General features: G+C 49.9%; 17 protein-coding genes and 1 riboswitch. Of the genes, 7 read left to right on the top strand and 10 right to left on the bottom strand.

All coding sequences use genetic code 11. The annotated features are described in order from the left end of the window. Window positions 1-4: 4 nt before the first annotated feature. Together yoaE and FDX14_RS25685 are read right to left on the bottom strand one after the other, a co-directional pair. Window positions 5-1,564 carry a CNNM family cation transport protein YoaE gene (gene yoaE, locus FDX14_RS01585; protein WP_137348906.1) on the bottom strand — a complete coding sequence of 520 codons (1,560 nt, stop codon included), beginning with the start codon at window positions 1,562-1,564 and terminating at the stop codon, window positions 5-7. Continuing rightward, window positions 1,552-1,710, bottom strand: a complete 159-nt coding sequence (locus FDX14_RS25685; RefSeq protein ID WP_371924024.1) for a protein YoaL — start codon at window positions 1,708-1,710, stop codon at window positions 1,552-1,554. The genes yoaE and FDX14_RS25685 overlap by 13 nt, the downstream gene beginning before the upstream one ends. 313 nt (window positions 1,711-2,023) lie before the next feature. Between FDX14_RS25685 and manX the strand changes: the two genes are divergently transcribed. The 5 genes from manX (at window position 2,024) to mntP (ending at window position 6,227) form a co-directional block, all read left to right on the top strand. Next, window positions 2,024-2,986, top strand: coding sequence for a PTS mannose transporter subunit IIAB (gene manX / locus FDX14_RS01580; RefSeq protein WP_005122176.1), 963 nt, complete (start codon window positions 2,024-2,026; stop codon window positions 2,984-2,986). 58 nt (window positions 2,987-3,044) lie between these two features. Continuing rightward, on the top strand, window positions 3,045-3,845 hold the full coding sequence (locus FDX14_RS01575) for a PTS mannose/fructose/sorbose transporter subunit IIC (RefSeq protein ID WP_005122174.1): 801 nt from the start codon (window positions 3,045-3,047) through the stop codon (window positions 3,843-3,845). A gap of 12 nt (window positions 3,846-3,857) precedes the next feature. Continuing rightward, window positions 3,858-4,709, top strand: coding sequence for a PTS mannose transporter subunit IID (locus FDX14_RS01570; protein ID WP_003833769.1), 852 nt, complete (start codon window positions 3,858-3,860; stop codon window positions 4,707-4,709). Between the two features lie 60 nt (window positions 4,710-4,769). Further along, a complete protein-coding gene (locus tag FDX14_RS01565; protein ID WP_042307852.1) occupies window positions 4,770-5,228 on the top strand; it encodes a DUF986 family protein in 459 nt (152 codons plus the stop codon). 197 nt (window positions 5,229-5,425) lie between these two features. Beyond that, window positions 5,426-5,525: riboswitch (yybP-ykoY riboswitch) on the top strand. Between the two features lie 135 nt (window positions 5,526-5,660). Continuing rightward, window positions 5,661-6,227 (top strand): manganese efflux pump MntP, encoded by a 567-nt coding sequence (mntP, locus tag FDX14_RS01560; RefSeq protein WP_137348905.1) that lies wholly within the window; start codon window positions 5,661-5,663, stop codon window positions 6,225-6,227. Here the strand turns inward: mntP and rlmA are convergent. The 6 genes from rlmA to mgrB form a co-directional block, all read right to left on the bottom strand. After that, window positions 6,224-7,033: a 23S rRNA (guanine(745)-N(1))-methyltransferase gene (rlmA, locus tag FDX14_RS01555; protein ID WP_042307850.1), complete on the bottom strand. Its 810-nt coding sequence runs from the start codon at window positions 7,031-7,033 to the stop codon at window positions 6,224-6,226. The genes mntP and rlmA overlap by 4 nt on opposite strands. 63 nt (window positions 7,034-7,096) lie before the next feature. Further along, on the bottom strand, window positions 7,097-8,842 hold the full coding sequence (ftsI2, locus tag FDX14_RS01550) for a peptidoglycan DD-transpeptidase FtsI2/PBP3(PARA) (protein ID WP_061381165.1): 1,746 nt from the start codon (window positions 8,840-8,842) through the stop codon (window positions 7,097-7,099). 219 nt (window positions 8,843-9,061) lie between these two features. Beyond that, on the bottom strand, window positions 9,062-9,271 hold the full coding sequence (gene cspE, locus FDX14_RS01545; RefSeq protein ID WP_001062678.1) for a transcription antiterminator/RNA stability regulator CspE: 210 nt from the start codon (window positions 9,269-9,271) through the stop codon (window positions 9,062-9,064). Between the two features lie 12 nt (window positions 9,272-9,283). After that, window positions 9,284-9,427 (bottom strand): DUF2627 domain-containing protein, encoded by a 144-nt coding sequence (locus tag FDX14_RS01540; protein WP_006684179.1) that lies wholly within the window; start codon window positions 9,425-9,427, stop codon window positions 9,284-9,286. A 637-nt stretch (window positions 9,428-10,064) separates the two neighbouring features. Further along, a complete protein-coding gene (locus FDX14_RS01535; RefSeq protein WP_061381164.1) occupies window positions 10,065-10,349 on the bottom strand; it encodes a YebO family protein in 285 nt (94 codons plus the stop codon). 74 nt (window positions 10,350-10,423) lie between these two features. Beyond that, the gene (gene mgrB / locus FDX14_RS01530) at window positions 10,424-10,567 is read right to left on the bottom strand and encodes a PhoP/PhoQ regulatory lipoprotein MgrB (RefSeq protein WP_003034977.1); all 144 of its coding nucleotides are present in this window, start codon (window positions 10,565-10,567) and stop codon (window positions 10,424-10,426) included. A gap of 164 nt (window positions 10,568-10,731) precedes the next feature. On the opposite strand from mgrB, the gene FDX14_RS01525 reads away from it, so the two are divergent. Further along, entirely contained in the window at window positions 10,732-10,971 is a 240-nt protein-coding gene (locus tag FDX14_RS01525; protein ID WP_061381163.1) for a YobH family protein, read from the top strand. A gap of 112 nt (window positions 10,972-11,083) precedes the next feature. Here the strand turns inward: FDX14_RS01525 and kdgR are convergent, their stop codons facing one another. Next, entirely contained in the window at window positions 11,084-11,875 is a 792-nt protein-coding gene (kdgR, locus tag FDX14_RS01520) for a DNA-binding transcriptional regulator KdgR (protein WP_137348904.1), read from the bottom strand. 174 nt (window positions 11,876-12,049) lie between these two features. On the opposite strand from kdgR, the gene FDX14_RS01515 reads away from it, so the two are divergent. Then, on the top strand, window positions 12,050-13,423 hold the full coding sequence (locus FDX14_RS01515; protein ID WP_137348903.1) for an MFS transporter: 1,374 nt from the start codon (window positions 12,050-12,052) through the stop codon (window positions 13,421-13,423). Between the two features lie 43 nt (window positions 13,424-13,466). On the opposite strand, the gene htpX is transcribed toward FDX14_RS01515, so the two are convergent. Then, window positions 13,467-14,348: a protease HtpX gene (htpX, locus tag FDX14_RS01510; RefSeq protein ID WP_003034964.1), complete on the bottom strand. Its 882-nt coding sequence runs from the start codon at window positions 14,346-14,348 to the stop codon at window positions 13,467-13,469. Between the last annotated feature and the right edge of the window lie 51 nt (window positions 14,349-14,399).

The raw sequence follows: 14,399 nt of genomic DNA, 5'->3' as shown, positions 1-14,399 counted from the left end.
CCGGTTACTCGTCTTCGTCGTGAGCGGGTTGTTCTTTAACAATGCGAACTAAATCCACACGATAGTCATTCGCTTCGACAATCGTAATGCTCAGCGGCGCAACCTCGATAACATCGCCGACGCGTGGAATATGACCGTTAGCCGCGATGACTAAACCTGCCACCGTCGCGATATCTTCGTCTTCATTCACCAGCGTATCCACGTCCAGCGCCTGTTGCAACGCATGCAGATCGGTACCGCCTTTCACCAACCAACCGCCTGCATCAGCAATAATTTCAGGCGTTTCATCGGCATCCGGGAACTCACCGGCGATAGCTTCTAATACGTCCAGCGGAGTAACCAACCCCTGCACGACACCAAATTCGTTAGTGACGATCACGAAACTGCCGCGGGCACGACGCAGAACACCTAACAGATTAATCGGGTCCAGCGTTTCCGGGACCACGATAGCCGGAGAAGCAGAGGCAATCGCCGCCACATCCACACCCTCTTCCAGCGCTACCAGCAGTTCTTTGGCACGGACGATACCGATAATTTCGTCCAGCTCACCGCGACATACCGGGAACAGGCTGTGCGGTGACGAAAGCAATTGCTCGCGAATTTCCGCTACACTCAGGTCCGCATCAACCCAGCTAATCTCGCCACGAGGCGTCATAATGCCACGTAATGAACGCGAGGCCAGGGAGAGTACGCCGTTGATCATATAGCGTTCTTCTTCCACGAATGCGCCTTCCGGAACGGGCACAGGTACTGGATTGTCGGATTCCATCTGCGCGCTGGCCTGACGTTTACCCCCCATCAGACGCAGGATTGCATCGGCAGTCCGCGCACGCAGCGGTAGTGCCGACTGGTGGCGAATAAAGTTACGACGCGCAATCTGGTTAAACAACTCGATAATGATCGAGAAGCCAATCGCCGCATACAGATAGCCTTTCGGAATGTGGAAGCCAAACCCTTCGGCAACCAGACTCAGACCAATCATCAACAGGAAGCTCAGACACAGCACCACCACCGTCGGATGTTGGTTCACAAATCGCGTCAACGGCTTGGACGCCAGCAGCATCACGGCCATAGCAATCACGACCGCCGCCATCATGACCGGCAGATGGTTGACCATACCGACCGCAGTAATCACCGCATCCAGCGAGAACACCGCATCGAGGATGACAATCTGCGTTACGACAACCCAAAAGCTCGCATACCCTTTCGTCTGCCCGGTATCATGTTCACGGTTTTCAAGCCGCTCATGCAGCTCTGTCGTAGCCTTGAACAAGAGGAAGATACCGCCCAGCAGCATAATCAGATCGCGCCCTGAGAACGCATAGTCCATTACCGTGAACAGCGGCTTTGTCAGCGTCACCATCCACGAAATCACGGACAACAAGCCCAGACGCATAATCAGTGCCAGTGATAAACCGATTAAACGCGCTTTATCTCGCTGTTTCGGCGGCAGCTTATCAGCCAGGATCGCAATGAAGACCAGGTTATCAATACCCAGAACAATTTCGAGAACGACAAGCGTGAGCAAACCCACCCAAATCTGCGGGTCCATTAATAATTCCATGACAAGCTCCTGCTTAAGGAATGACCAAACTGCGCGCTGAGGATCTCAGGCGTTAAAGCATTATGCAGAGAAAATTTGTGGCAAAAAGTGCCAATCTGACAGGCGCAAAGCGGCCTGAGGGTGAAATGACGTCGGTGACGATCCATATGGTGGGCTACTGCCCTATACTCCTGAGTAATTAAACAGATGCTAAACATAACAGAGACAACCGGTTTTTAGCAAAGATTTACCTTCCTTTGCAATAAGTTGTTTCGGAGATATTTTACCCTTCGAAATTTCTTTTCATCGGAAGTTAAATTACGGATCTTCATCACATAAAATATTTTTTTCGATATCTAAAATAATTCACGAAAATCATAGGTTTTTCTTTGTAACCCTTATCTGAATCGATTCGATTGCGGACGACGATTCAAATACATCTTCACGTTGATGTGTTAACGATAATAAAGGAGGTAGCAAGTGACCATTGCTATTGTAATAGGCACACATGGTTGGGCTGCAGAGCAGTTACTTAAGACAGCAGAGATGCTGTTAGGCGAGCAGGAAAACGTCGGCTGGATCGATTTCGTTCCAGGTGAAAATGCCGAAACGCTGATCGAAAAGTACAACGCTCAGTTGGCAAAACTCGATACCAGTAAAGGCGTGCTGTTTCTCGTTGACACATGGGGAGGCAGCCCGTTTAACGCTGCGAGCCGCATTGTCGTCGATAAAGAGCATTACGAAGTTATCGCCGGTGTGAACATTCCCATGCTGGTCGAGACCTTCATGGCGCGTGATGACAACCCGAGCTTCGATGAATTAGTGGCACTGGCCGTTGAAACCGGTAGCGAAGGCGTGAAAGCGCTGAAAGCGAAACCAGTGGAAAAAGCCGCTCCTGCCCCCGTTGCGGCACCCAAAGCAGCAGCACCGGCGAAACCGATGGGCCCCAACGATTATATGCAGATCGGCCTGGCGCGTATCGATGACCGTTTAATTCATGGTCAGGTAGCCACTCGCTGGACCAAAGAAACCAACGTAACGCGCATTATCGTCGTCAGCGATGAAGTTGCCGCCGATACCGTGCGTAAAACGTTGCTGACTCAGGTAGCACCTCCGGGTGTGACGGCGCATGTGGTTGATGTCGCGAAAATGATCCGCGTCTACAACAACCCGAAATATGCAGGCGAGCGTGTGATGCTGTTGTTCACCAACCCGACCGATGTGGAACGTATCGTTGAAGGTGGTGTGAAAATTACCTCTGTAAACATTGGCGGTATGGCTTTCCGTCAGGGTAAAACACAGGTAAACAACGCAATTTCTGTTGATGAAAAAGACATCGAAGCCTTCAAAAAACTCAACGAACGCGGTATTGAGCTCGAAGCGCGTAAAGTTTCAACCGATCAGAAACTGAAAATGATGGATTTGATTGCCAAGGCGAAATAATTCCCTGGCATTTACTTAGTTTTCACACTTAAGTCTGTATAGCAATAGGAGAAGTACAATGGAGATTACCACTCTTCAGATTGTGCTGGTGTTCATCGTCGCATGTATCGCGGGTATGGAGTCGGTACTCGATGAATTTCAGTTCCACCGTCCGTTGGTGGCCTGTACGCTTATTGGCGCCGTTCTCGGGGATATGAAAACCGGTATTATCATCGGTGGTACCCTGGAAATGATCGCCCTGGGCTGGATGAACATCGGTGCTGCGGTTGCACCAGATGCCGCACTGGCGTCAATTATCTCTACCGTTCTGGTTATCGCGGGTCACCAAAGTATTGGTGCCGGTATCGCGCTGGCTATCCCGCTGGCAGCAGCAGGCCAGGTTCTGACCATCATCGTTCGTACCATCACCGTAGCATTCCAGCACGCAGCGGATAAGGCAGCCGAAAACGGCAACCTGACGGCGCTCTCCTGGCTGCACGTATCCTCACTGTTCCTGCAGGCTATGCGTATCGCTATCCCGGCGGTAATCGTGGCGATTTCTGTAGGTACCAGTGAAGTTCAGAGCATGCTCAACGCCATTCCGGAAGTCGTCACCGGCGGCCTGAACATCGCAGGTGGCATGATCGTAGTGGTTGGTTATGCGATGGTCATCAATATGATGCGCGCGGGCTACCTGATGCCGTTCTTCTATCTCGGCTTCGTCACCGCGGCATTTACTAACTTCAACCTGGTTGCTCTGGGTGTGATTGGCGCTGTGATGGCAATCCTCTACATTCAGCTGAGCCCGAAATATAACCGCGTCGCCGGTGCGCCAGTTCAGGCAGCTGGTAACAACGATCTTGATAACGAACTGGACTAGCAGGTGAGCGAAATGGTTGATATGACTAAAACTACCACCGAGAAAAAACTCACTCCGAGTGACATTCGTGGCGTGTTCATTCGTTCTAACCTGTTTCAGGGTTCATGGAACTTCGAACGTATGCAGGCGCTGGGTTTTTGTTTCTCCATGGTACCGGCTATCCGCCGTTTGTACCCGGAAAACAACGATGCACGTAAGCAGGCTATTAAGCGTCACCTGGAATTCTTTAACACCCATCCGTACGTAGCCGCACCTGTGCTGGGCGTTACGCTGGCGATGGAAGAGCAGCGTGCCAACGGCGCAGAGATTGACGATGGTGCTATCAACGGTATCAAAGTGGGTCTGATGGGACCGCTGGCAGGCGTTGGCGATCCAATCTTCTGGGGTACCGTACGTCCGGTATTTGCCGCGCTTGGTGCAGGTATCGCGATGAGCGGCAGCCTGCTTGGGCCACTGCTGTTCTTCATCCTGTTTAACCTGGTGCGTCTGGCTACCCGTTACTACGGTGTGGCATACGGCTACCGTAAAGGTGTCGATATCGTTAAAGATATGGGCGGCGGCTTCCTGCAGAAACTGACTGAGGGGGCGTCAATCCTCGGCCTGTTTGTCATGGGGGCATTGGTTAACAAGTGGACGCACGTGAACATCCCGTTGGTGGTCTCCACTATCACCGGTCAGGATGGCCAGACTCGCGTTACCACCGTGCAGACTATCCTTGACCAGCTGATGCCGGGCCTGGTTCCTCTGCTGCTGACTTTCGCTTGTATGTGGCTACTGCGTAAGAAAGTGAACCCGCTGTGGATTATCGTTGGCTTCTTCGTCATCGGTATCGCGGGCTACGCTGTCGGCCTGCTCGGCCTGTAAGACTGTTGTACATCACCGGGGGCTTGCCCCCGGTTTTTCTATTTAGAGGGTTGAGGATTCATGACTATCACGGACCTGGTGCTGGTTCTTTTTATCTTTTCGCTGCTGGCGTATGCCATTTACGATCAGTTCATCATGCCCCGCCGTAATGGCCCTACTCTGCTGACGGTCGCCCTGCTTCCTCGCAGCCGTGTTGACAGTGTTATCTTCATTGGCCTGGTAGCTATTCTTATCTACAACAACGTCACTAGCCACGGGGCGCAATTCACCACATGGTTATTATGTGCACTGGTGTTGATGGGGTTGTATCTGTTCTGGATCCGTACGCCGAAAATCATCTTCAAGCAAAAAGGTTTTTTCTTTGCTAACGTCTGGATTGAATATAACCGCATTAAAGAGATGAATTTATCAGAAGACGGCGTGCTGGTGATGCAATTAGAACAGCGTAGATTGCTTGTTCGCGTACGAAATATAGACGATCTCGAAAAAATATATAAGCTTCTTATTTCAAATCAGTAAGTTAACAAGATAGCCTGAACTATGTTTTTCATATATTAATGAAAACAAAACATAGCTAAGGCTATATTACCCCGCCCGTAATGTTATTTATTTTAACGTTCTATTTATAAATAAATCTAAATGAAAATCGTTTTCAATTAAAAGTCAAATATTATTTCCCTGTTTCTTGTTTTATATTCTCAAAATATGTTAAGGTTGCGCCCGTCGTTGGGGAGTAGCCGATTTCCAGACTCCGGAAATGTACGTGTCAACATACTCGTTGAAAAACGTGGCGCGTACGGACTGAACATACAGTTTCAGTCAGGCGAGACCATAGGCACATCAACTGCAATGCATACCTGAATGGCACGATATATTTCGTGTTTTCAATCTGTATGCATGGTTACTGGGGGCAGTGATGTGTTTTATGGATACCCCGGTCAGGACGCTGTTATGAATCTCACCGCTACTGTACTTCTTGCTTTTGGCATGTCGATGGATGCTTTCGCTGCGTCAATTGGCAAAGGTGCCACCCTGCATAAACCCAAATTTTCTGAAGCGCTGCGCACCGGTCTTATTTTCGGCGCAGTTGAAACCCTGACCCCGCTGATTGGCTGGGGTATGGGTATGCTGGCCAGCAAATTTGTACTGGAGTGGAACCACTGGATCGCTTTCATTCTGCTGATTTTCTTAGGTGGGCGAATGATAATCGAAGGTTTTCGCGACAACGGTGATGAAGATGAAGAGCCGCAGCGCCGTCATGGATTCTGGCTGCTGGTCACCACCGCCATTGCCACCAGTCTCGATGCGATGGCCGTCGGGGTGGGTCTGGCATTCCTGCAGGTTAACATCATTGCGACTGCGCTGGCCATCGGCTGCGCCACGTTAATTATGTCCACGCTCGGCATGATGATCGGTCGTTTTATTGGTCCGATGCTGGGCAAACGAGCTGAAATTTTGGGCGGGGTGGTACTGATTGGTATCGGCGCCCAGATCCTCTGGGCACACTTCCACGCTTAATTCAGGCGCTGCCAGATATGAATACTAAAATCTGTCTGGCAGTCAAACTTCGTCTTTCCTGCCAGCGTTTCCCACACTTCCGGTTTTGCCCGCCAGGCGAACGGTGTCATTTGCAGTAATGCAACGGCTTCGCTGCCCTGGAGCTGCATCTGATAGCCCAGCGCAATACTCTGCTGCAGAACAAAACCTTCCAGCTGTTCGGTATGTGGCGCATGCAAACGCACCTCATCATAAATCAGCCCTTTCAGCTCCATTAAATGCCGCGGCCCTGGTGTGGCGGTGATTACCCATCCACCCGGTTTAACCACGCGAGCCAGCTCTTGCGCTTTACAGGGCGCGTAGATCCTGATGATGGCATCCATGGACGCATCGGCAAACGGCAAACGATGGCTGGAAGCCACGCAAAAGGTTACCTGCGGATAACGGCGGGCTGCGGCCTTAATCGCCACTTTAGAGACGTCGAGGCCAACGGTCTTGCCGCCAGTCAGCGTATCAGCAAAGGCATGGGTGTAATACCCTTCTCCACAGCCGATATCCAGAATCGCCGCGTTTTCTGAACCTGGCCTCTCTGTGAGCACCTTCACAATCGCGTCGCGCAGTGGTTGATAGTGTCCGGCATCAAGAAACGCCCGGCGCGCCTGCATCATCTCAGCGCTGTCACCCGGATCGCGCGACCGCTTATGCTGAACTGGCAGTAAGTTGACATACCCTTCTTTCGCCACGTCAAACTGGTGCCGCTCAGGGCAAATAAAACTGTTTTTCGTTTGAGTAAGAGGCTGGTGGCAAAGAGGACAGGAAAACGACATGACAACTCCGGCAGGTGATTTGAGGGCGCAAGTGTAACGCGAATTGCGCCCCGGGAAAATAACTTACAGCGCTGGCGAGGATCCACTGTCGCCATGCATCACCAGCAGATGATCGGAGTCGGCAGGCATGCCATCTGGCTTAACATTTTCCAGGCGCAGGACATCTCCCATAATCTGGCTGAATACCGGCGCGGAGACAGCCCCCCCGTAGTAAGCACCGTTTTGTGGATTATTAATAACCACGACTAACGCGAATTTCGGGTCACTCGCTGGCGCAACGCCTGCCGTATAGGCCACGTATTTATCAACATATTTACCATCATCACCGATTTTTTTCGCCGTCCCGGTCTTTACCGCAACCCGATAATCCCTGACCGCCGCCTTAGTTCCCCCACCGCCGGGTAACGCAACGCTTTCCATCATATGTTCAACCTGATGAACCAGTGCCTCCGGCATCACCCGCGTTCCTATTACCGGCGGATCAATACGCGTTATAGAAAGAGGCCGATAGATGCCAAAGCTACCGATAGTGGCGTAGACATGTGCCAACTGGAGCGGCGTCACCATCAGCCCATAACCGAATGCGAAGGTCGCGCGATCCAAATCGCTCCAGTAGCGGCGTTGGGGCATTAAACCACTGCTTTCACCAGTTAATCCCAACCCGGTTGGATCGCCAAAACCAAAACGCTTATAGGTATCCAGCAATTTCTGCACAGGCATAGCTAACGACAGGTGTGATACACCCGTATCGCTTGATTTCTGCAAAATGCCGGTAAGCGACAGCTCAGGGTAAAATCCGACGTCACGAATACGATGTCCGTCGACATTAAAAGGATGGGTATCAATTACGCTGTCCGGTTGCACAATCCCCTGCTGGAGCGCGGTCATAATCACCAGCGGCTTTACGGTTGAGCCGGGTTCAAAGGTGTCGCTAATGGCACGGTTACGAAAATCATCCAGTACCGCGCCGTCACGATTGTTGGGGTTAAAATCTGGGAAGCTTGCCATGGAGAGAATTTCGCCAGTAGCGATATTGACCAGTACAGCTGCCCCTGACTCCGCTTTATTCCACGTCACGGCATTATCCAGCGCGTCTTCGGTAACCGTCTGCAAACGCTCATCAATACTGAGTTGTAATTCGTGTGCAGGCACCGGCATTACTTCGGTGATATTTTCGATGACATGACCAAATTTGTCTTTACGGACCAGACGGGAGCCGGGTTTGCCCATCAACTGGCTATTGAAGCTTTTCTCCAGACCTTCAATACCCTGACCATCAATATTAGTGAAACCAATGAGATTAGCCGCAACATGTCCGGCGGGATAAAAGCGACGGGATTCTTCACGCAGATTGATCCCCGGAAGATTAAGGTTATCGACCCATTCAGCCTGCTGAGGTGAGATCTGGCGCGCCAGATAAATAAAGCGTCCCGCAGGATTACTGTTAACGCGCTCAGCCAGAGAACTGAGCGAAATGTTCAGAGTCTTTGCTAACGCCTGCCAACGTTCGTTGTAGCCCACGCCACCCTTGCTAATAATGGTTTTAGGATCTGCCCAGACGGCATTCACCGGGACACTTACTGCCAGCGGTCGCCCTTCTCTGTCGGTAATCATTCCGCGTGGCGAGGCTATAGTTACCTCGCGTAACGAACGCATGTCTTCCTGTTTTACCAGAGTTGTCGGCGTGACAATTTGTAGCCACGCCACCCGACCCAGCAGCAATCCCAGACTTAATAATATCGCCACACAAAGCAGGGCAAAACGTACGGGAGTAAAATTGCGCGCATCTATGTCGTTTTTCTTTTTCACCAGGACTCCCGCATGATAGTTTTTCAGGTGTCTGATTTAACGAGAAATGCTGCGAGAATGCGGGGAAAACTATGCTACGAACATCACGCCTTTGCAACAAAGCGCTAATGGATGGGCTTTCAGAAATATTTTGACGTAATTTGAATTAAAAAGCCCCGCATAAGCGAGGCTTTATATCTGAGATGGTTGCGCATGAGCGCATCAAATCAGTGGTGTCGATCAGATAGCTGTTACGTTAACAGCAGCCGGACCTTTCTGGCCGTCCTGAATTTCGAACTCAACGTTCTGGCCTTCAGCCAGAGTTTTGAAGCCGTTACCCTGGATAGCGGAGAAGTGTACGAACACGTCTTTGCTGCCATCAGCCGGAGTAATGAAGCCAAAACCTTTAGACTCGTTGAACCACTTAACTTGACCTTTAATCTTTGCCATTTGCAAAATTCCTTAGAGTATTTTCTTCGCCCGCGGGCATAACATAGATAAAACTGAGACATTACTGCTTGAGGCACTAATATAAGGTTCGGCAGAGAAGCGGTATTCAACGTCAACGTGTTTACTCAGGACTTCTTTACTGAAAATGCCACACATAAACAGAACTGTACCTCGTTTAACCCAAAACGTGTTATCACATACAACGTAAATAATGGCAAGCCATTTTTAAACGTGTCTCGATCGGTCGCACAAATCCTGTCTTTCATCAAACAACGACTGCACAGTTATGCGCCAGACCAAGCAGAGTTATATTGTCACCTCTCTCCCCTTGCCCCGTCAGGCTTGCACCGTCACAGGGACATTTCTACCATAGCTCAATAGCTTCGGTTGTTCCAGGTTATCTGTCACAGGGTCTGGCGGATATCATTTTTTATGCTTAGTAATGCATAAAATGTCACAAGCGTAAAAATGAGATCCGCCTTCTGTTTTTGCACTAAAATAATGAAAGAATGATGACAATGCACAAAAAAAGTAAGAGAAACGTTTCGCTGTTAATAAGACGATCGTTATCACAAAAATGACATAATCATATTTTTAACGTATGGGAAAATATATTTATAACAGACCGGACATAAGATATTAATTGGTTAGAGTATCTGAAAATACTCAGATTACAGGCGACTCCGGAACGCTAATTACGCGGGCAAAGCAGAAGAAAATGATCTGACATGTTGACGACAGGATGAAGTATCTGCGCACAGCATCAGCAGAGCTTCATCCTGACATACTGTTTTTAGCGCTCAGCTACCAGGCGGATGATATCATCATCGTCATCCTTCGCGGTGACCGCTGCAGGTTCTGCCGCTTTTTCTGGTTCGTTAGCTTCACAAAGGCGACGGAGTAATGCGTTCTGTCTTTTTTGCTGGTCTAACAATGCTTCAAGCAGTTCTATCTGCTCGTTAGTACGCGAACTTGCCCGATTAATGAAAAACCACAACACAAGCCCAACAACCAAAACCACCACCGATACCGCTAAAGACGCAAAACTCAACGCGCCAGAATTCAAAACTTCGTTCATTTCACCACCTCAATGTAGACAGCGTAGTTTACCACTGCCGCACAAGAAGGTAATCAACTGTTGTAAAAATGCGCTTACCAGGGAATAAATTTATTGATGGCACAAATACCGCTGAAAAATTGTACGTCCTGATCGCACATGATGTTAAACACCTGCGCCCACATCAATATGCATACCAGCACGACAACAATCAGTACCACCCAGCGTATTTTTTTCACTCCAGCTCCACTCTTCGACTCTACATCTTATGTCTATAAATTATCATGCGTTACCTAAACCCAGCGTTAACTGTAACGGCATTCCATCTTTTTAGGAATGATTGACTTGTTTCAGCCCATGTACAGGCTAATCTACTAATAACGAGAAAAGATAAGAGGTTGTAATGCGTCTGATAATCCGCGCTATTGTGTTGTTAGCTCTGGTTTGGATCGGTTTATTACTGAGCGGCTATGGAGTTTTGATTGGGAGTAAAGAGAATGCGGCCGGTCTGGGTCTGCAATGCCAATATCTGACCGCTCGCGGGACCAGCACCGCACAATATGTCCACACAAACAGCGGCCTTATTGGCCTTTCAGATTGCCCTGTATTACGCAAAAGTACTGTCGTTATCGATAACGGTTAAGATAGCGGTAGTACATTCTCTATGCTATTTACGCAAAATAGCGCTAATTTTATTCATTAAAAAACCCCAGGTACGCAATACCTGGGGTTTTGCACTTAGGCAATTTTTCTGATTAGAACGGATAGTCGTTATAGCCCATTTGTTCAGAAATCTTACGCGCTGCCGTATGCAGCATCGCCACATATTCGTGTAAACGTTCTTCCGAAAAGCGCAGCGTCGGGAATGAAATACTCAAGCCCGCGATCACCACGCCAAAACGGTCAAACACCGGAACACCGATGCAGCGCAGGCCTTCTTCCTGCTCTTCGTTATCTTCGCCGTACCCCTGTTCACGCACTTTATCTAACAGTACCAGCAATTCATCAGTATTCGTGATAGTACGGTCGGTGCTGCGTTTATACTCGATGCCGCCAAGAATTTCCTTCACTTCTTCGCGGTCACGCCATGCCAGAAGAACTTTACCAATAGCCGTGCTGTACAATGGGTTACGACGACCGACGCGGGAATACATACGCAGATTGTACATAGAGTCGATTTTATGAATGTAGACGATACTGTCTTCATCCAGCGCACCAAGGTGTACGGTCTCTTTGGTCAAACGTGAAAGTTCACGCATCTGGATGTCAGCACTACGGATCAGATCAACGTTTTGTAACGCGCGCGCACCCAGCTCGAATAATTTCAGGGTCAGAGAGTATTTCTCTGACTCTCCTTCTTGTGCCACATAACCCAGCGTTTTCATGGTCTGCAAAAAGCGATAAACGGTGCTTTTTGACATCATGACGCGTTGCGACAGCTCGGTAATACCAATTTCGCGCTCTTCACCCAGCGCCTGCAGAATGCCAAAAACTTTCAGCACGGAAGATACAGAATCGGGTTGCTTATCCAGATCTGCGATTGCCATTTATCACCCCTTTCGAGTGTTTTATAAAAATCAGAACCGGTTTTTATTATAATTTCACGTATCCCCCCTCGCAATCGCTCTTTGCTTACTTAGTTACAAATCTGCGACCTAACGCCTGAATATCAATGCTAAAATTATTATTCTCATCATAAATTCCGACAATATTGACTTCCTATGGAAAAAACTCAGACCGATGGTCTGCCATTGCCCCAGCGATATGGTGCAATTTTAACCATTGTTATTGGCATCTCTATGGCAGTACTCGACGGCGCAATAGCTAACGTGGCACTTCCGACGATTGCTACCGACCTTCAGGCTTCACCCGCCAGCTCAATCTGGATCGTTAACGCCTATCAAATCGCCATTGTCGTTTCACTGCTGTCACTCTCCTTTTTGGGTGATATGTTTGGCTATCGACGCATTTATAAGTGTGGTCTCGTCGTATTCCTGCTTGCATCGCTGTTCTGTGCTTTATCAGACTCGCTACAAATGCTAACTCTGGCCCGTGTGGCTCAGGGGTTTGGCGGTGCGGCGCTGATGAGTGTGAATACAGCTTTAATTAGACTTATTTATCCCCAGCGTCAGCTTGGCCGGGGGATGGGAATCAACTCCTTCATCGTGGCGGTCTCCTCAGCGGCAGGCCCCACCATTGCCGCGGCGATCCTCTCTATCTCGTCCTGGAAATGGCTGTTTCTGATTAACGTCCCGCTGGGGATTATTGCCCTGCTGCTGGCCATGCGCTTTCTGCCACCAAATTCATCCCGCAGCAATAAACCACGCTTTGACCTGCCCAGTGCGGTAATGAATGCCTTAACGTTTGGCTTGTTAATTACTGCCCTCAGTGGGTTCGCGCAAGGACAGTCGCTAAAACTGATTGGTGCCGAGCTTGTGGCGCTTATCGTGGTCGGTTTTTTCTTTATCCGCCGCCAGCTGGCGTTGCCGGTACCGTTATTACCGGTTGACCTGCTGCGTATTCCGCTGTTTTCACTCTCGATTTGCACGTCAATCTGTTCATTTAGCGCACAAATGCTGGCGATGGTTTCTCTGCCCTTCTTTCTACAAACCGTGCTCGGTCGTAGCGAAGTCGAAACAGGACTGCTACTGACCCCATGGCCGCTGGCAACCATGGTGATGGCGCCGCTGGCCGGATATCTTATCGAACGCGTCCACGCGGGATTGTTGGGTGCATTGGGTATGGGCGTGATGGCAAGCGGATTATTTGCACTGGTGCTACTGCCCTCTGCGCCCTCCGATTTTAATATTATCTGGCCGATGATATTGTGCGGCGCGGGTTTTGGTCTATTCCAGTCACCGAATAACCACACCATCATCACCTCTGCACCACGTGAACGCAGCGGCGGAGCAAGCGGGATGCTGGGGACCGCGCGATTGTTAGGACAAAGTACCGGCGCGGCGCTGGTGGCGTTAATGCTCAATCAGTTTGGTGACAGCGGAACACATATATCGCTGATAACCGCGGGTGTACTGGCAACGGCTGCCGCCATAGTGAGCGGCTTACGTATCACGCAGCCGCGCGTTCAGGCATAAAAAAAGCGCGTCTGGCGACGCGCTTCTTCTGGACTTCCGCAGGTTACTTCAGGTATTCCCCACTGCGCAGCGCTTCAATACGCTTATCCAACGGCGGGTGAGTCATAAACAGCTCACTCAATGATTTGGATTTACCGTTGATGCAGAACGCCATCATGCTGGTCGCTTCCTGCGGCTCATAGCTGGTTTTCAGACGCTGCAGCGCGGCGATCATCTTCTCACGGCCGACCAGTTTGGCAGAACCGGCATCCGCATGGAATTCACGGTGGCGTGAGAACCACATGGTAATAATGCTGGCCAGAATACCAAACACCAGTTCCAGCACCGTCGCCACCGCAAAGTAAATTAATGGGTTACCGTTGCTGCCCTCGCCCTCATCGCGGTTACCGCCCATAAATCCGGCGGCAATTTGCGCCAGAATACGGGAGATAAAGATAACGAAGGTGTTCACCACCCCCTGAATGAGGGTCATGGTCACCATATCGCCATTGGCAATGTGGCTGATCTCGTGCGCGATAACCGCTTCGGCTTCGTCCGGACTCATATTTTGCAACAGGCCAGTACTCACAGCCACCAGCGAAGCATCCCGGCGCGCACCGGTAGCAAACGCGTTAATATCTGGCGCATGGTAGATTGCAACCTGCGGCATAGCGATACCGGCCTGGCGGGCCTGATTCGCTACCGTATTCATCAGCCAGCGTTCTCTTTCATTACGGGGCTGTTCGATCACTTCCCCGCCAACGGACTTTAACGCCATCCATTTGGACATCAGCAGCGAAATGAAGGAACCACCAAAACCAAACAGCAGTGCCATGATCAACAAGCCTTGAACGCTGCTTGACTGAATCCCTGTCAGGCTCAATACCAGCCCGAAAACGACCATCACAGCCAGGTTCGTCAGCAGGAAGAGCGCGATTCGCATCATAATTTTCTTTTAACCTCAATTTAACAAAACGCACTATGCGATTACCCATAT

Origin of the sequence: Citrobacter sp. wls710 (genome assembly GCF_005281115.1) — a bacterium.
Lineage (GTDB): Bacteria > Pseudomonadota > Gammaproteobacteria > Enterobacterales > Enterobacteriaceae > Citrobacter > Citrobacter werkmanii.
This window is presented reverse-complemented; position numbering and strand designations above follow the sequence as displayed.

Excerpts from the sequence above, each read along its gene's own strand:
- yoaE (WP_137348906.1), bottom strand. The coding sequence starts at position 1,564 with ATGGAATTATTAATGGACCCGCAGATTTGGGTGGGTTTGCTCACGCTT.
- FDX14_RS25685 (WP_371924024.1), bottom strand. The coding sequence starts at position 1,710 with ATGGATCGTCACCGACGTCATTTCACCCTCAGGCCGCTTTGCGCCTGT.
- FDX14_RS01575 (WP_005122174.1), top strand. The coding sequence starts at position 3,045 with ATGGAGATTACCACTCTTCAGATTGTGCTGGTGTTCATCGTCGCATGT.
- FDX14_RS01570 (WP_003833769.1), top strand. The coding sequence starts at position 3,858 with ATGGTTGATATGACTAAAACTACCACCGAGAAAAAACTCACTCCGAGT.
- FDX14_RS01565 (WP_042307852.1), top strand. The coding sequence starts at position 4,770 with ATGACTATCACGGACCTGGTGCTGGTTCTTTTTATCTTTTCGCTGCTG.
- mntP (WP_137348905.1), top strand. The coding sequence starts at position 5,661 with ATGAATCTCACCGCTACTGTACTTCTTGCTTTTGGCATGTCGATGGAT.
- rlmA (WP_042307850.1), bottom strand. The coding sequence starts at position 7,033 with ATGTCGTTTTCCTGTCCTCTTTGCCACCAGCCTCTTACTCAAACGAAA.
- cspE (WP_001062678.1), bottom strand. The coding sequence starts at position 9,271 with ATGGCAAAGATTAAAGGTCAAGTTAAGTGGTTCAACGAGTCTAAAGGT.
- FDX14_RS01540 (WP_006684179.1), bottom strand. The coding sequence starts at position 9,427 with ATGTGTGGCATTTTCAGTAAAGAAGTCCTGAGTAAACACGTTGACGTT.
- FDX14_RS01535 (WP_061381164.1), bottom strand. The coding sequence starts at position 10,349 with ATGAACGAAGTTTTGAATTCTGGCGCGTTGAGTTTTGCGTCTTTAGCG.
- FDX14_RS01525 (WP_061381163.1), top strand. The coding sequence starts at position 10,732 with ATGCGTCTGATAATCCGCGCTATTGTGTTGTTAGCTCTGGTTTGGATC.
- kdgR (WP_137348904.1), bottom strand. The coding sequence starts at position 11,875 with ATGGCAATCGCAGATCTGGATAAGCAACCCGATTCTGTATCTTCCGTG.
- FDX14_RS01515 (WP_137348903.1), top strand. The coding sequence starts at position 12,050 with ATGGAAAAAACTCAGACCGATGGTCTGCCATTGCCCCAGCGATATGGT.
- htpX (WP_003034964.1), bottom strand. The coding sequence starts at position 14,348 with ATGATGCGAATCGCGCTCTTCCTGCTGACGAACCTGGCTGTGATGGTC.